A 12,992-nucleotide genomic window follows, 5' to 3' on the forward strand; every position below is an offset into this window, starting at 1 on the left:
CAGACGCTGGTCTAACTTGAGTCGGTGGATGGACCACGGCCGGGATGGCGACCGACAGCATGGATGCGTCAGCACAGGCACCGCCTACACCGCGGCGGATACCGACGATGACCGCGGCAGCGGCCTTGTTGCTGGGCATCGTGGTGTGCGCGTGGTCGCCTGCGCTGCTGTCGCGTGCGGTCTATGCGGCATGCCTTGCTGCAGCGGTGCTGGGCATCGGCCTCGGCACATGGCTGCGTCCGCGGCGGATCGTGTTGGTGGGGACACTGGCCAGCGCGGTGTTCGGTTTCGGCCTGATGGGCTGGCAGGTCACCGGCGTCCTGCAGGCACAATTGCACCCGCAGGATGAAGCGCGGGAACTGACCGTGCGCGGGCAGGTTGTCGAACTGCCGGTCGCCGAGCCACGACGCACGCGCTTTCAGCTGCGCGTGGATGACGATCCCGCACAGCCTGCCGCACTGCGCGGCAAGCTGCTGCAGCTGGCCTGGTATGACGACTTCGGTGCCGAGCGCATCGGGCCGCGTGCCGCGCTGCGCGCGGGCGCCGCCTGGCAGCTGCGGCTCAAGCTGCGTGCGCCGCGCGGCTTGCGCAACCCTGGTGGCTTCGATGCCGAGCGGCAGGCACTGGCGCAGCGCATTGCCGCCAGCGGCTATGTGCGGGTGCCGATTGCGGCGCGGCAGACCGCTGCACCGCGCGGCGTGGATGCCTGGCGCGAAGCGATGTCGCAGCGCATTGCCGACCGCGTGCCTGGATCATCGGCGCCTTACCTGCGCGCGCTCGCCCTGGGCGACACGCGCGGGCTGGACGACGCAGCCTGGGCCACGCTGCGTGCGACCGGGCTCAGCCATCTGATTGCGATCTCGGGATTTCATGTGGGGCTGGTCGCTGCATTCGTCGCCCTGCTGGTCGCCGGACTCTGGCGAGCCTGGCCGGTGCTTGGAACGCGGATTCCGCGGTCCCATGTAGCTGCGGTCGCCGCCTTGTTCGGTGCCGCAGGCTATGCGGCGCTGGCGGGCCTGGCGCTGCCGACGGTGCGCACCGTGCTGATGATTGCCGTGGTCGCCCTGGCGCGGGTGCTGCGGCGGCGCGTCAGCACCGTGCAGATCCTCGCGCTGGCCTTGTTGGCAGTGCTGCTGTGGGACCCGCTCAGCGTGCTGGTGGCGGGCTTCTGGCTCAGCTTTGCCGGGGTGGCCTGGCTGGTGTGGTGCCTGCCAGCGGACGATCGCGCGGTCGTGCGCGGCTTCCTGTCCGCCCAGACCGTCGCCACTGTTGGCCTGCTGCCGTTGACCGTCAGCCTGTTCGGCCAGGCATCGCTGGTGGGGCCATTGGCCAATCTGCTCGCCATTCCCTGGTGGACTTTTGTAGTAGTGCCGCTCGCCTTGCTGGGCACCGGGCTGGAAGCAGTACATCCGGGAGCGGGCGTGTGGGCATGGCGATTGGCTGGTTGGTGCTTCGAGCTGACTTGGCCAGGCCTGGTCTGGCTTGGACAGACCTCGGTGGCGTTGTGGTGGGTACCCGAGTCCGATGCGCTCGCATTGGTCGCGGCCTTGCTCGGCGCGTTCTGGTTGCTGCTGCCGCGCGGCGCGCCCGGCAAATCCATGGCGCTGTTGTTGTGGTTGCCGCTGCTGTGGCCGGACCGCGAGCTGCCCGCGGCCGGCGAAGCCGACGTGCAGGTGCTGGACGTGGGGCAGGGTCTGGCCGTGCTGGTACGCACGCAACGGCATGCATTGCTGTTCGACACCGGCCCGGCGGTGCGCGATGGCTTCGATGCGGGCGAGCGGGTAGTGCTGCCGGCCTTGCGCGCGCTCGGGGTGCGCCGCCTGGATGCCATCGTGCTCAGTCACGCCGACGCCGACCATGCCGGCGGCTATGCAGCGGTGCGTGCGGGATTACCCGTGGCGATGACTGCGGCACCGCCACAGGCGCCACTGGACGTCAGCACCCGCTGCCGTGCCGGCCAGCAATGGGCATGGGACGGGGTGCGCTTTGGCTTCCTGCACCCCAGCGCCGGCTTTCCGTATCTGCGCAATCAGTCCAGTTGCGTGCTGCGCATCGAGACGCGATATGGAAGCGCCTTGTTGCCGGGCGATATCGGCGAGCTCGTCGAGCGCCGCCTGCTGCGTGAACATGCCGCGGAGTTACGTGCCGATCTGGTGGTGGTCCCGCACCACGGCAGCGCCGACGGCTCGCATGCCGCTTTCATCGCCGCCACCGGCGCGCGGCTGGCGCTGGTGTCCTCCGGGCACGGCAATCGCTTCGGTCACCCGCGTGCCGAGGTGGTGCAGCGCTGGCAGGGCAGTGGCGCCGAGTTGCTCGACACGGCCCGGGCCGGGGCAATCCGGGTCTGGCTGGGCGCCGACGGCCTGCAGGTACGCGAGCGGCGGCGCTGGCAGCCACGGCTCTGGGATGCTGCGGAACGGCGGCGGTCGGCTGCTATCCTATCGACCAGCGAATAGGCGGCCGCGTTGCCGGAGGAATCGAATCGTGTTGGAGCTGGTCAAGGCAGGCGGTTGGCCGATGGTGCCGTTGCTGTTGCTGGGCGTGATTGCGCTGGCGATCGTGCTAGAGCGTCTGTGGAGCCTGCGCCGCAACGAGGTGACCCCGCCAGGTCTGGGCGAGGAGGTCCGCAACTGGGCCGCGCGCGGCAAACTGGATCCCAGCCACATCGAGTCGCTGCGGCGCAATTCGCCGCTGGGCGCCTTGCTGGCCGCAGCGCTGGACGTGCGCGGTCGTCCGCGTGAATTGATTCGCGAGCGTATCGAGGACACCGGCCGGCATGTGGTGCACCGCATGGAGCGCTATCTGAATGCCTTGGGCACGATCGCTTCGGCCGGGCCGCTGCTGGGACTGCTGGGCACGGTGGTCGGCATGATCCAGATGTTCCTGGGCATCCTCGATCACGGCGTGGGCGATGTGAACCAGCTGGCCGGCGGCATCGGCAAGGCGCTGGTGTGCACGGCCACCGGCATGATCATCGCGGTACCGGCATTGATGGCGCATCGCTTCTTCAAGGGCCGCATCGCCGGTTACATCATCGAGATGGAGCAGGAAGCCACCTTGTTGCTGGACACGATGGACGGCCGCGTGGTGCCAGCCGCCACGGCGCCGGTCGCGGCAGCTGGCAAACCCGTCATGGCAAAGGGCTGACGGATGCGCATCGGCAGTGACCGAGGCCAGGACGAGCCGCATATCGATCTGGTGCCATTGATTGACGTCATCCTTGTCCTCATCATCTTTTTCGTGGTGACCACGACTTTCGACGCACGCTCCACGCTGCAATTGCAGCTGCCGACCGCCAGCGACCAGCACAGCAGCACACCGCCACGTTCGCTGAGCGTGCTGGTCAATGCCGATGGGCGTTATTTCATCAACGATCAGGAAGTGCTGCGCTCGGACGTGGACTCGCTCAAGCAGACCATCGCCCAGCTCGCCGGCGACGACCGCGAGCAGACGGTGTTGCTGCGCGCCGATGCACGCACGCCGTATCAAGCGGTGGTGACCGCGCAGGATGCATTGGGGCAACTCGGCTTCCGCCGCATCGCGATCGCCACAGCGCCTCAAGCCGGGGCGACATCCACGACCGGCCAGACCCGCACTAACGGAACCCGCCAGTGACCACCTCCAACGACCGCCCGGCGCCAGTTTCGTCCTGGCGCACGTACCGTCGCCTGCTGGCCTTCGCCAAGCCGTATCGCCTGTTGCTGGTTGCCGCGCTGATTGCCGCGCTGATCGAGGCGGCCGGCACGACCGGCTTCCTGGCGTTGATGAAGCCGATCACCGACGAGACCTTCATCTACAAGAATGCCGAAGTCAGTCGCTGGCTGCCGGTGCAGATCATCCTGTTGTTCGTGGTGCGCGGCGTCGCCGGCTACATCACCGATATGGCGATGGGCAAATCCGCACGCAGCATCGCGCGCGACCTGCGCGTCAAGGTGATGTCCAAATATCTGCGCCTGCCGGGATCGCGCTTCGACTCCGAACCGGTGCCGTCGATGCTGATCCGCCTGGGCTCGGACTCGGATCAGGTGGCGCAGGCGGCGGTGGATGCGGTCAAGGTGATGATCCAGCAGTCACTGCAGGTGATCGGTGCGCTGGCGCTGATGCTGTGGCATAGCTGGCAGGTCACGCTGACCATCCTGGTGCTGGCGCCGGTGCTGGCCTGGGTGATGGACAAGGTGGCGCGGCGCTATCGGCGCATCAGCCACAGCATCCAGGAAAGCGGCGCGCATCTGCTGCAGGCGGCCGACCAGACCTTGTCCAGCCATCAGGAGGTCAAGATCTACGGTGCCCAGCAGACCGAAATGGAGCGCTACGGCGCGCTGGCCGACCGCAATCTGCGTCTGGCAATGAAGGTCGAATCCACGCGGGGCATTTCCACCGCCACGGTGCAGATGATCGGTGCGATCGGCCTGTCGGCGCTGTTGTTCGTGGCCGGGGCCCAGGCACTGGCCGGGCGGCTGACCGCCGGCGACTTCGTGGTGCTGATGACCTCGATGCTGACGATCATCCCGGGCCTCAAGCAGCTCACCAATGTGCAGAACATGGTGCAGCGCGGCCTGGCCTCGGCCGAGCGCCTGTTCTCGGTGCTCGACAGTCCCGACGAGCCGGACCAGGGCGCGGTGCCGCTGACGCGCGCCAAGGGCCTGATCGAATTCCGCAATGTCACTGCACGCTATCCGGGCCAGGTGAACCCGGCCCTGGCCGAGGTCAGTTTCGTGGCGCAACCGGGCACGGTGACGGCGATCGTCGGGCGTTCCGGCAGCGGCAAGTCCAGCCTGATCAAGTTGATCCCGCGCTTCTACGAAGCAGAGTCCGGGCAGATCCTGCTCGACGGGCACCCGGTGCAGGCGTACGCGCTGGCCGATCTGAGGCGGCAGATCGCGCTGGTCGGCCAGCAGGTCATGCTGTTCGACGGCAGCATCGCCGACAACGTCGCCTACGGCGAAATGCGCAGTGCCGATGCCGGCCAGCTGGAACGCGCCATCCTGGGCGCCAACGCGATGGAGTTCGTCGCGCAGCTGCCCGAAGGCCTGCAGTCGCATGTGGGCACCAAGGGCGGGCGCCTGTCCGGCGGCCAGCGCCAGCGTCTGGCGATCGCGCGCGCAATGCTCAAGGACGCGCCGATCCTGATCCTGGACGAAGCCACCGCGGCGCTGGACAACGAATCCGAACGCCTGGTGCAGGACGCCTTGCACAAGCTGATGCCGGACCGCACCACGCTGGTGATCGCGCACCGCCTGTCTACCATCGAGCATGCCGACCAGGTGCTGGTGATGGACCAGGGCCGTATCGTCGAGCGCGGCACCCATCACCAATTGCTGGAGCAGGGCGGCTTGTACTCGCACCTGCACGGCATGCAGTTCCGCGAACGTCAGGCATGAGCAAGCGCGGCACCCGCACGCCGGGTTACTGGTACGACAATGCGCCGATCCCGCTGTCGGCGCGCCTGCTGGCGCCGGTCTACGGCGCTGCCATCGCGCTGCGACGCGCCCTGTATCGCCGCGGCTGGCGCAAGCGCCACGGCGTGCCGGTGCCGGTGATCGTGGTGGGCAACGTCACTGCCGGCGGCACCGGCAAGACGCCGTTGACGATTGCTCTGGTCGCCAAGTTGCAGGAGGCCGGCTGGACGCCCGGCGTGGCCAGCCGCGGGTATGGCCGTGACGAATCGGGCACGGCGCGCTGGGTCGAGGCGGACACGCCGGTCGCGCTCGGCGGCGACGAGCCGGTCCTGATCGCCTGGAAGACCGGTGCCCGCGTACGCGTGGACAGCGATCGCCTGGCTGCGGCGCGCGCCCTGGTCGAAGCGGGCTGCGACATCGTCGTCTGCGACGACGGGCTGCAGCACTACCGGCTGGCCCGCGATGTCGAGATCGAAGTGGTCGATGGCCAGCGCCGCTACGGCAATGGGCGTCTGCTGCCGGCCGGGCCGCTGCGCGAGCCAGCTGCACGTGCACGCGACTGCGATTTCCGCGTGGTCAATCTGGGCCAGGCCAGCGCAGCAGCGACCGCACCCGCGCCTGATGACACCGGATTCGGCGAATGGCAGATGCGCCTGAGCATCGACAGCGTGCAGCCGATGGATGGCAAGCGCGCTCAGCCATTGAGCCGGCTGGCCGGCCAGCGCGTGCATGCCGTGGCCGGGATCGCGCACCCGGAACGCTTCTTCGCGATGCTGCGTGCGCGCGGCATCGGTGTAGTGCCGCATGCCTTCCCTGATCATCACGTGTATCGCGCGGCGGATTTCAGTTTCGGCAGCCGTTTGCCAGTGCTGATGACCGAAAAGGATGCGGTGAAATGCAGGCCATTTGCCGACGAATGGCTGTACAGCGTGCCGCTCAAGGCGGAGCTGCCGGCGGCGTTCTGGGTGAGCCTGCTGGATCGACTGGACAAGTTGGCCAGCCGGCAGGGCGTGTGAACGCTGCGCCGGCAGGGCGATCTGCGGCTTGGTTGCAGGGTCCTTGCCGACTCACCGTCGTGGGACACGCCGCAAGAACATCAAGGTCCCGCGACGGTGGGTGGGCAAAGACCAATCAAGATGTCGGTGTGCCTGTGCGAGCAGTGCATGCAGCGGCGCGTAGTGCTGATGTAGGGCATCGCTGCTCAACTGAACACCGCGACTTCGCTCAATCACACCACGACATCATGCGATTCGATTATCTCGTTTCTTCCACTCTTCCTGTTTTCCAGAGCGCGCACGCATGACTAACTCAACGCCTGCAGATTTCGTCGTCGCCATTCCCGCACGCTACGCTTCCACGCGCTTGCCGGGCAAGCCGCTGCAGTTGATCGGCGATCGCCCGATGATCCAGCATGTGGCCGAGCGGGCGCTGCTGGCCGGCGCGCGCGAGGTCTGGGTGGCCACCGACGATGCACGCATTGCCGAGGTGGTCGAAGGCCTGTCCGGCGTGCATGTGGCGATGACCGGCGACGCGCACGCATCGGGTACCGACCGGCTTGCCGAATGCGCGCGGATCGCCGGATGGGAAGCCGAGACCTGCGTGGTGAACCTGCAGGGCGACGAGCCGTTCGCGCCGGCCGCCGGCATCCGTGCGGTGGCCGAGCTGCTGCTGCACTCCGGCGCCGAAATGGCCACGCTGGCCGCACAGGTCGACGGCGCGCACGAACTGTTCGATCCGAACGTGGTCAAGCTGGTGCGTAACGCAGGTGGCGACGCCTTGTACTTCAGTCGCGCGCCGATTCCCTGGCATCGCGACAGCTTCGCCAGTCAGCGCGACAGCTTGCCCGGTGACGGGCAATGGCTGCGCCATATCGGGATCTACGCCTACCGCGCAGGATTTCTGCAGCGCTTCGCGGCAATGCCGCCCGGCATGCTGGAGCGCATCGAGTCGCTGGAACAATTGCGCGTGATGGAGGCCGGCTACCGTATCGCGGTGGCGTTGACGCCGGAGCAGTTTCCGGCCGGCATCGATACCCCGGACGATCTGGCGCGCGCGCAAACCCGCGTGGCGGCGGCATGAGGGTGCTGATCGTGTGTCTGGGCAATATCTGCCGCTCGCCGATGGGCGAGGGCGCCCTGCGTGCGCGGCTGGACGAGGCGCGGCTGTCGCGGCGGATCGAGGTCGATTCCGCCGGCACCGGCGACTGGCATGCCGGCGATCCGCCGGACCCACGCGCGATTCGCTGCGCACGCGGCCATGGCGTGGACATCTCCGGGTTGCGCGCGCGCCAGGTGCGCGGCGCCGACTTCGAACACTTCGACTGGTTGCTGTGCGCCGATGGCAGCAATCTGCGCGATCTGCAACGCCTCGCCCCGGCGCCGCTGCGCGACAAGGTCGCGCTCTGGCTGCCCTGGGCCGGTGTGGAAGAGCGTGACGATATCCCCGACCCCTACACCGGCGGCATGGACGATTTCGAGCGTGCCTGGCAACTGGTCGATACCGCTGCGCGCCAGACCGTGGCCAGACTCACCCGCAGCTAATCGGGCTTGGGCATAATTACGGTATGACTGCCCAGCTTACCCAGGAATTGCCGGAATTTCCTACCTGGCTCAATGCCAGGCCATCCACCCTGCAGGAGCATCGCGGGCGGGCGCTGGTGCTGGCATTCGTCAATGCCAGCTCGGTGTGGTGCGCCGAGCGCCTGGCCGAGCTGGCGCAGTTCCAGGCGCGCAGCCCCGGCCGGCTGCAGGTGATCGTGGTGCAGGTGCCGCGCTTCGACAGCGAACGCGAGCCGCAACGCGCGCTCAAGCAGCTGCGCGGCCATGGTGTCAGTGCGCCCATTTTGCTCGACAGGGACTGGGAGACCTGGCGCCGTTTCGGCATCGACTCCTGGCCGACGCTGGTGCTGCTCGATGCCTACGGCCGCGAGCGTCAGCGTCTGGTCGGCGTGACCGGCGATCTCGACAAGGCGCTGGTCGCCCTGTGCGAAGGCCAGCAGCCGCCATCGGATGCCGACCTGCATGGGGTGGCCGAGCGCGATCCCGAGCCGCGCCTGGAGCTGCGGTTTCCAACCGGTCTGGCCGCCACCGAGGACCGCCTGTACATCGCCGACACCGGCCATCACCGCGTGCTCGAATGCACGCACGGCGGCCGCGTGCTGCGCCAGTTCGGCCACGGTAATGCGGACTTCATCGATGGAGGCGTCGGTGAGGCGGCGTTCCGGCGTCCGCAAGGCCTGGCGCTGGAGCGCGACCAGCTGTATGTCGCCGACACCGGCAATCACGCCCTGCGTCGCATCAACCTGCGCAGTGGGCAGGTCGACAGCTTGTGCGGCACCGGGCGCTCCGGCGAGCCGGTCGAGGGGCCGCTGGCGTTCGCCGGTGCCTCGGCGCTGAACTACCCGCAAGGCCTGGCCGTTGCCGACAATCAGGTGTTGATCGCCATGGCGGGCGACAACCGCATCTGGAGCTATGACCTGGGCCGCGCCGCATTGAGCGCACGCGCCGGTACCGGCGCGCTCGAGATTCGCGATGGCAGCGGGCACCTGGCCGCATTCGCACAGCCGGCCGGCCTGGCCGCGGTGCAGCAGGTGGCCTACATCTGCGATGGGCTGGGCTCGTCGATCCGCACCATGCAATTGCGTGGCGATCTGGTGCAGACCCTGGTCGGCGGGCAGGGCACCTGGCAGTTCGGCGACGAGGACGGCCCGCGCGGCACTGCGCGGCTGCAGTTTCCGCAAGCCATCGCGCTGGCGGCCGATTCGCCGATGCTGTGGATCGCCGACACCGGCAACGGCCGCCTGCGCTGCCTGCGTCTGGGTGGCGGCGAACTGACCACGGTCGCGCTGCCACGCCGCCTGCATGGCCCGGCCGGGCTGGCGGCCGCCGCCGGCGCGGTGTGGATTGCCGAGACCGATGCCCATGCCGTGTTGCGCTACGACCTGGCGAGCGGCGAACTGCGCGATGTTTCGATAGAAGAATGAACGCAAGGCCCCAATCCGATTTCGATGGAAAGGCGTTTGCTGCGCAATTGAGCACCGCGCCCGGCGTCTACCGCATGTACGCGGGCGACGACACCTTGCTGTATGTCGGCAAGGCCGGTGCATTGCGCAAGCGCGTGGGTAGCTATTTCAACGGCACGCCGAAAAATGCGCGGCTGACCTCGATGCTGTCGCAGGTCGCGCGGATGGACGTCACCGTGACCCGCAGCGAAGCCGAAGCGCTGCTGCTGGAAAACCAGCTGATCAAGTCGCTGTCGCCGCGCTACAACGTGTCGCTGCGCGACGACAAGAGTTATCCCTACGTGCTGCTGACCCGCGAGCAGTGGCCGCGCATCGCCCTGCATCGTGGCCCGCGTGCCGTGCAGGGGCGTTACTTCGGCCCGTACACCGGCGTTACCGGCGTGCGCGAAACGCTGAGCCTGATGCACAAGCTGTTCAAGCTGCGCAGTTGCGAAGACAGCGTGTTCCGCAACCGCTCGCGGCCGTGCCTGCAATACCAGATCGGTCGCTGCAGCGCGCCCTGCGTGGAGCTGGTCGCCGCGCCCGATTACGCCGAATCGGTACGCCGCGCCACCATGTTTCTGGAGGGCAAGAGCGATCAGCTCGGCGAAGAGATCATGCAGTCGATGCAGCAGGCCAGCGAGGCGCTGGAGTTCGAGCGCGCCGCACGCCTGCGCGATCTGCTGTCCTCGCTGCGCAGCATGCAGAACCGCCAGTACGTGGACGGCCGCGCGGCGGATCTGGACGTGCTGGCCTGCGCCACGCAAGCCAGCCAAGCTTGTGTGCTGCTGCTGAGTTTTCGCGACGGCCGCAACCTGGGCACGCGCTCGTTCTTTCCCAAGACCAACGGCGAAGACAGCGCGGACGAAATCCTGGCTGCGTTCGTGTCGCAGTACTACGCCGAACATTCGCCGCCACGCGAGATCCTGCTCGATCGAGAAATTCCCGATGCCGAGCTGATCGAGGCCGCACTCAGCGCCGCCGCCGAATACAAGGTGACGTTGAAGTGGAACGTGCGCGGCGAGCGTGCCGGCTATCTGCTGCTGGCGACACGCAACGCACAGCTGACCCTGGTCACCGAACTCACCAGCCAGAGCGCGCAGCATGCACGCAGCGAGGCATTGCGCGAGATGCTGGGGCTGGCCGAGCAGGTGAGGCGAGTGGAGTGCTTCGACATCAGTCACACCATGGGCGAGGCGACGGTGGCCTCGTGCGTGGTGTTCGATGCCAGCGGCCCGGTGCGCGGCCAATACCGGCGCTTCAATATTTCCGGAATCACGCCAGGCGACGACTATGCGGCGATGCGTCAGGCCATCGAACGGCGTTTTCGACGCGCGGTGGAAGAAAACGGCGTGCTGCCGGATGTGCTGCTGATCGACGGTGGCGCCGGTCAGCTCGCACAGGCGAAGGGCGCGCTGGCCGATCTGGGCATCGAGAATGTGCTGCTGGTCGGCGTGGCCAAGGGCGAGGAGCGCAGGGCAGGGCACGAGGCGCTGATCATGGCCGACGGCCGCGAGCTGCGGCCGGGTGCGGCATCGCCGGCACTGCAGTTCATCCAGCAGGTGCGCGACGAGGCGCACCGCTTTGCGATCACCGGTCACCGCGGCCGCCGCCAGAAGGCGCGCATGACCAGCAAACTCGAGGATATCCCCGGCATCGGTCCGCGCCGACGCGCGAGCCTGCTCAAGCATTTCGGTGGCCTGGTCGGGCTCAAGGCCGCCGGCGAGGCCGAGATTGCGCGGGTGGAGGGCGTCAATGCCGCACTTGCCGCGCGAATCTACGCTAACCTGCACGGGCTGGCGCTTCCCGATGCGGCAGGCGAGTCGAGTCCGTAATGAAGTTGACCATCCCCACGTGGCTGACACTGCTGAGGATCGTGATGATCCCGGTGTTGGTCGTGGTGTTCTACCTGCCGTACACCTGGACCAATTTCGCGTCCGCCGGCGTGTTCGCGCTGGCCGCCATCACCGACTGGCTGGATGGCTGGGTCGCGCGGCGTTATCACCAGTATTCGGCCTTCGGCGCATTCCTGGACCCGGTGGCCGACAAGTTGATGGTCGCAGTGGCATTGTTCCTGATCGTGCAGGGCCACCCCACACCATGGATGGCGTTCTGGGCGGCGGTCATCGTCGGCCGCGAAATCGCAGTCTCCGCCCTACGGGAATGGATGGCCGAAATCGGCCAGCGCGCCAAGGTACGTGTGGCGGTGATCGGCAAGGTCAAGACCACCGCACAGATGGTCGCGCTGCTGTGTCTGCTGTATTCGGTGACGCCGGGGCAGATGCCCACGCACGGAATCTGGTTCGGCAACCTGATTTTCCGCGCCGGATACTGGACGCTGGCGATCGCCGCATTGCTGACGCTGTGGTCCGGATTCCAGTACCTGCAGGCCGCCTGGCCGAGCCTACGCGCCGACGAAAAAGCCGCGATCACCAGCAAACCGAAAAAAGTCGAAAGCAATAGTTGACAGCGATGCTGTTCGCTGTAGAATTTCGCCTCCCAAGCGGGAATAGCTCAGTTGGTAGAGCGCAACCTTGCCAAGGTTGAGGTCGCGAGTTCGAGTCTCGTTTCCCGCTCCAGATGTAGACAAGGCCCCTTGCCGGAGGTCTCGTTGTTTCAAGGCAGGATGCCTTGGGTTTGATGTTTCGGCCTGGTGGTAGAGTGGTTATGCAGCGGACTGCAAATCCGCGTACGCCGGTTCAATTCCGGCCCAGGCCTCCACATTGCATGCGTTGTTTCATGCGTCGGCAACGACGACAGGACTGGCGCAACGAAGTAACAAGCTGTACAATTTTGCTCCACGCGGGAATAGCTCAGTTGGTAGAGCGCAACCTTGCCAAGGTTGAGGTCGCGAGTTCGAGTCTCGTTTCCCGCTCCAAATTCAAACCCCGTATATCGAACGATATACGGGGTTTTTTATTGGCCGATGCCGGTCGGGCTAGCACTTGAGGAGGGCAACTCTTGGCCTTCTTCTCGCTGACGTAGTGCGGCGTGCTTGATGCCAGATGCGCATTGCGCCTGGTGCTCCGCTGGCGCCAGGACTTCTGTCGTAAACAAGATCGCATCGTTGTGCGTGGCGCTGCATAGATGCTGCGGTTGGTGCTCTCCAGGCGCACGGGAGGGCACTGCGGCCTGCATGCTATGCAATGGCGCGCCGTTCCATCTCGTCGGGCATCGCTGTCCACGTCTAGCGCAGCCGTGATCACCAATCTGCTCGCGCTGTTCCACCTCAGCCTGCGCTGCGCTGAGGATTGCGGTGATATCCGAGACAGGGGAGCGGGCTGAGGGCGCGTCATGCACTTGATAAGCGCAACGCAGAGGCTGGACTGCTCAATGCGAGAGCGATGCGACATCGCAGCAGGCAAGGTTTGTCGACGCGTCGATGGCGTTGCGCACTTTGCAGTGCCACTAGAGCGTGCCCGGGGCGGGAATCGAACCCGCATAGCCTTGCAGCTGAGGGATTTTAAGTCCCTTGCGTCTACCAGTTTCGCCACCCGGGCATTGCGATAGCGTGCCTGATTGCGCGCCGATTGTGAATCGCCGCGTCGCCAGTTCGCCGCACTCATGGTCCGATGGTTGCCTGCGCTATGCTC

Annotated in this window: 9 protein-coding genes, 4 tRNA genes and 1 pseudogene; 13 read left to right on the top strand and 1 reads right to left on the bottom strand. The window is 66.8% G+C overall.

What is annotated here, in order from left to right; genetic code table 11:
* Positions 1 to 44 precede the first annotated feature (44 nt).
* The 13 genes and pseudogenes from DYQ94_RS12250 to DYQ94_RS12310 form a co-directional block, all read left to right on the top strand.
* A pseudogene (locus tag DYQ94_RS12250) lies at positions 45 to 2,591 on the top strand (DNA internalization-related competence protein ComEC/Rec2); the annotation flags it as partial.
* The gene (locus DYQ94_RS12255; RefSeq protein ID WP_039514427.1) at positions 2,485 to 3,147 is read left to right on the top strand and encodes a MotA/TolQ/ExbB proton channel family protein; all 663 of its coding nucleotides are present in this window, start codon (positions 2,485 to 2,487) and stop codon (positions 3,145 to 3,147) included. The pseudogene DYQ94_RS12250 and the gene DYQ94_RS12255, both read left to right, overlap by 107 nt.
* Positions 3,148 to 3,150: 3 nt before the next feature.
* Positions 3,151 to 3,615, top strand: coding sequence for an ExbD/TolR family protein (locus DYQ94_RS12260; RefSeq protein ID WP_024938679.1), 465 nt, complete (start codon positions 3,151 to 3,153; stop codon positions 3,613 to 3,615).
* Complete coding sequence (gene msbA, locus DYQ94_RS12265) at positions 3,612 to 5,381, top strand: lipid A export permease/ATP-binding protein MsbA (RefSeq protein ID WP_016902580.1); 1,770 nt, start codon at positions 3,612 to 3,614, stop codon at positions 5,379 to 5,381. The genes DYQ94_RS12260 and msbA overlap by 4 nt, the downstream gene beginning before the upstream one ends.
* Positions 5,378 to 6,415, top strand: coding sequence for a tetraacyldisaccharide 4'-kinase (gene lpxK / locus DYQ94_RS12270; RefSeq protein WP_102581629.1), 1,038 nt, complete (start codon positions 5,378 to 5,380; stop codon positions 6,413 to 6,415). The genes msbA and lpxK overlap by 4 nt, the downstream gene beginning before the upstream one ends.
* A 283-nt stretch (positions 6,416 to 6,698) precedes the next feature.
* Positions 6,699 to 7,478, top strand: a complete 780-nt coding sequence (kdsB, locus tag DYQ94_RS12275) for a 3-deoxy-manno-octulosonate cytidylyltransferase (protein WP_126966122.1) — start codon at positions 6,699 to 6,701, stop codon at positions 7,476 to 7,478.
* Positions 7,475 to 7,939, top strand: coding sequence for a low molecular weight protein-tyrosine-phosphatase (locus DYQ94_RS12280; protein ID WP_047125313.1), 465 nt, complete (start codon positions 7,475 to 7,477; stop codon positions 7,937 to 7,939). The genes kdsB and DYQ94_RS12280 overlap by 4 nt, the downstream gene beginning before the upstream one ends.
* Before the next feature lie 23 nt (positions 7,940 to 7,962).
* Positions 7,963 to 9,381, top strand: coding sequence for a hypothetical protein (locus DYQ94_RS12285; RefSeq protein WP_160955144.1), 1,419 nt, complete (start codon positions 7,963 to 7,965; stop codon positions 9,379 to 9,381).
* Positions 9,378 to 11,234, top strand: coding sequence for an excinuclease ABC subunit UvrC (gene uvrC, locus DYQ94_RS12290; protein WP_054592960.1), 1,857 nt, complete (start codon positions 9,378 to 9,380; stop codon positions 11,232 to 11,234). Before DYQ94_RS12285 ends, uvrC begins: the two co-directional genes overlap by 4 nt.
* Positions 11,234 to 11,866: a CDP-diacylglycerol--glycerol-3-phosphate 3-phosphatidyltransferase gene (gene pgsA, locus DYQ94_RS12295; RefSeq protein WP_024938673.1), complete on the top strand. Its 633-nt coding sequence runs from the start codon at positions 11,234 to 11,236 to the stop codon at positions 11,864 to 11,866. Before uvrC ends, pgsA begins: the two co-directional genes overlap by 1 nt.
* Before the next feature lie 36 nt (positions 11,867 to 11,902).
* Positions 11,903 to 11,978: transfer RNA gene (locus tag DYQ94_RS12300), tRNA-Gly, on the top strand.
* Positions 11,979 to 12,046: 68 nt separating this feature from the next.
* Positions 12,047 to 12,120 (top strand) — tRNA-Cys (locus DYQ94_RS12305).
* Positions 12,121 to 12,201: 81 nt separating this feature from the next.
* Positions 12,202 to 12,277 (top strand) — tRNA-Gly (locus tag DYQ94_RS12310).
* 538 nt (positions 12,278 to 12,815) lie between these two features.
* Here the strand turns inward: DYQ94_RS12310 and DYQ94_RS12315 are convergent.
* Positions 12,816 to 12,899 (bottom strand) — tRNA-Leu (locus tag DYQ94_RS12315).
* Positions 12,900 to 12,992 lie beyond the last annotated feature (93 nt).

Source organism: Xanthomonas sp. LMG 8993, from assembly GCF_009835065.2.
GTDB classification, from domain to species: domain Bacteria; phylum Pseudomonadota; class Gammaproteobacteria; order Xanthomonadales; family Xanthomonadaceae; genus Xanthomonas; species Xanthomonas arboricola.

What these genes read in the sequence shown, in the direction of transcription:
- DYQ94_RS12260 (WP_024938679.1), top strand. Translation starts at nt 3,151, where the DNA reads ATGCGCATCGGCAGTGACCGAGGCCAGGACGAGCCGCATATCGATCTG.
- lpxK (WP_102581629.1), top strand. Translation starts at nt 5,378, where the DNA reads ATGAGCAAGCGCGGCACCCGCACGCCGGGTTACTGGTACGACAATGCG.
- DYQ94_RS12285 (WP_160955144.1), top strand. Translation starts at nt 7,963, where the DNA reads ATGACTGCCCAGCTTACCCAGGAATTGCCGGAATTTCCTACCTGGCTC.
- kdsB (WP_126966122.1), top strand. Translation starts at nt 6,699, where the DNA reads ATGACTAACTCAACGCCTGCAGATTTCGTCGTCGCCATTCCCGCACGC.
- pgsA (WP_024938673.1), top strand. Translation starts at nt 11,234, where the DNA reads ATGAAGTTGACCATCCCCACGTGGCTGACACTGCTGAGGATCGTGATG.
- uvrC (WP_054592960.1), top strand. Translation starts at nt 9,378, where the DNA reads ATGAACGCAAGGCCCCAATCCGATTTCGATGGAAAGGCGTTTGCTGCG.
- DYQ94_RS12280 (WP_047125313.1), top strand. Translation starts at nt 7,475, where the DNA reads ATGAGGGTGCTGATCGTGTGTCTGGGCAATATCTGCCGCTCGCCGATG.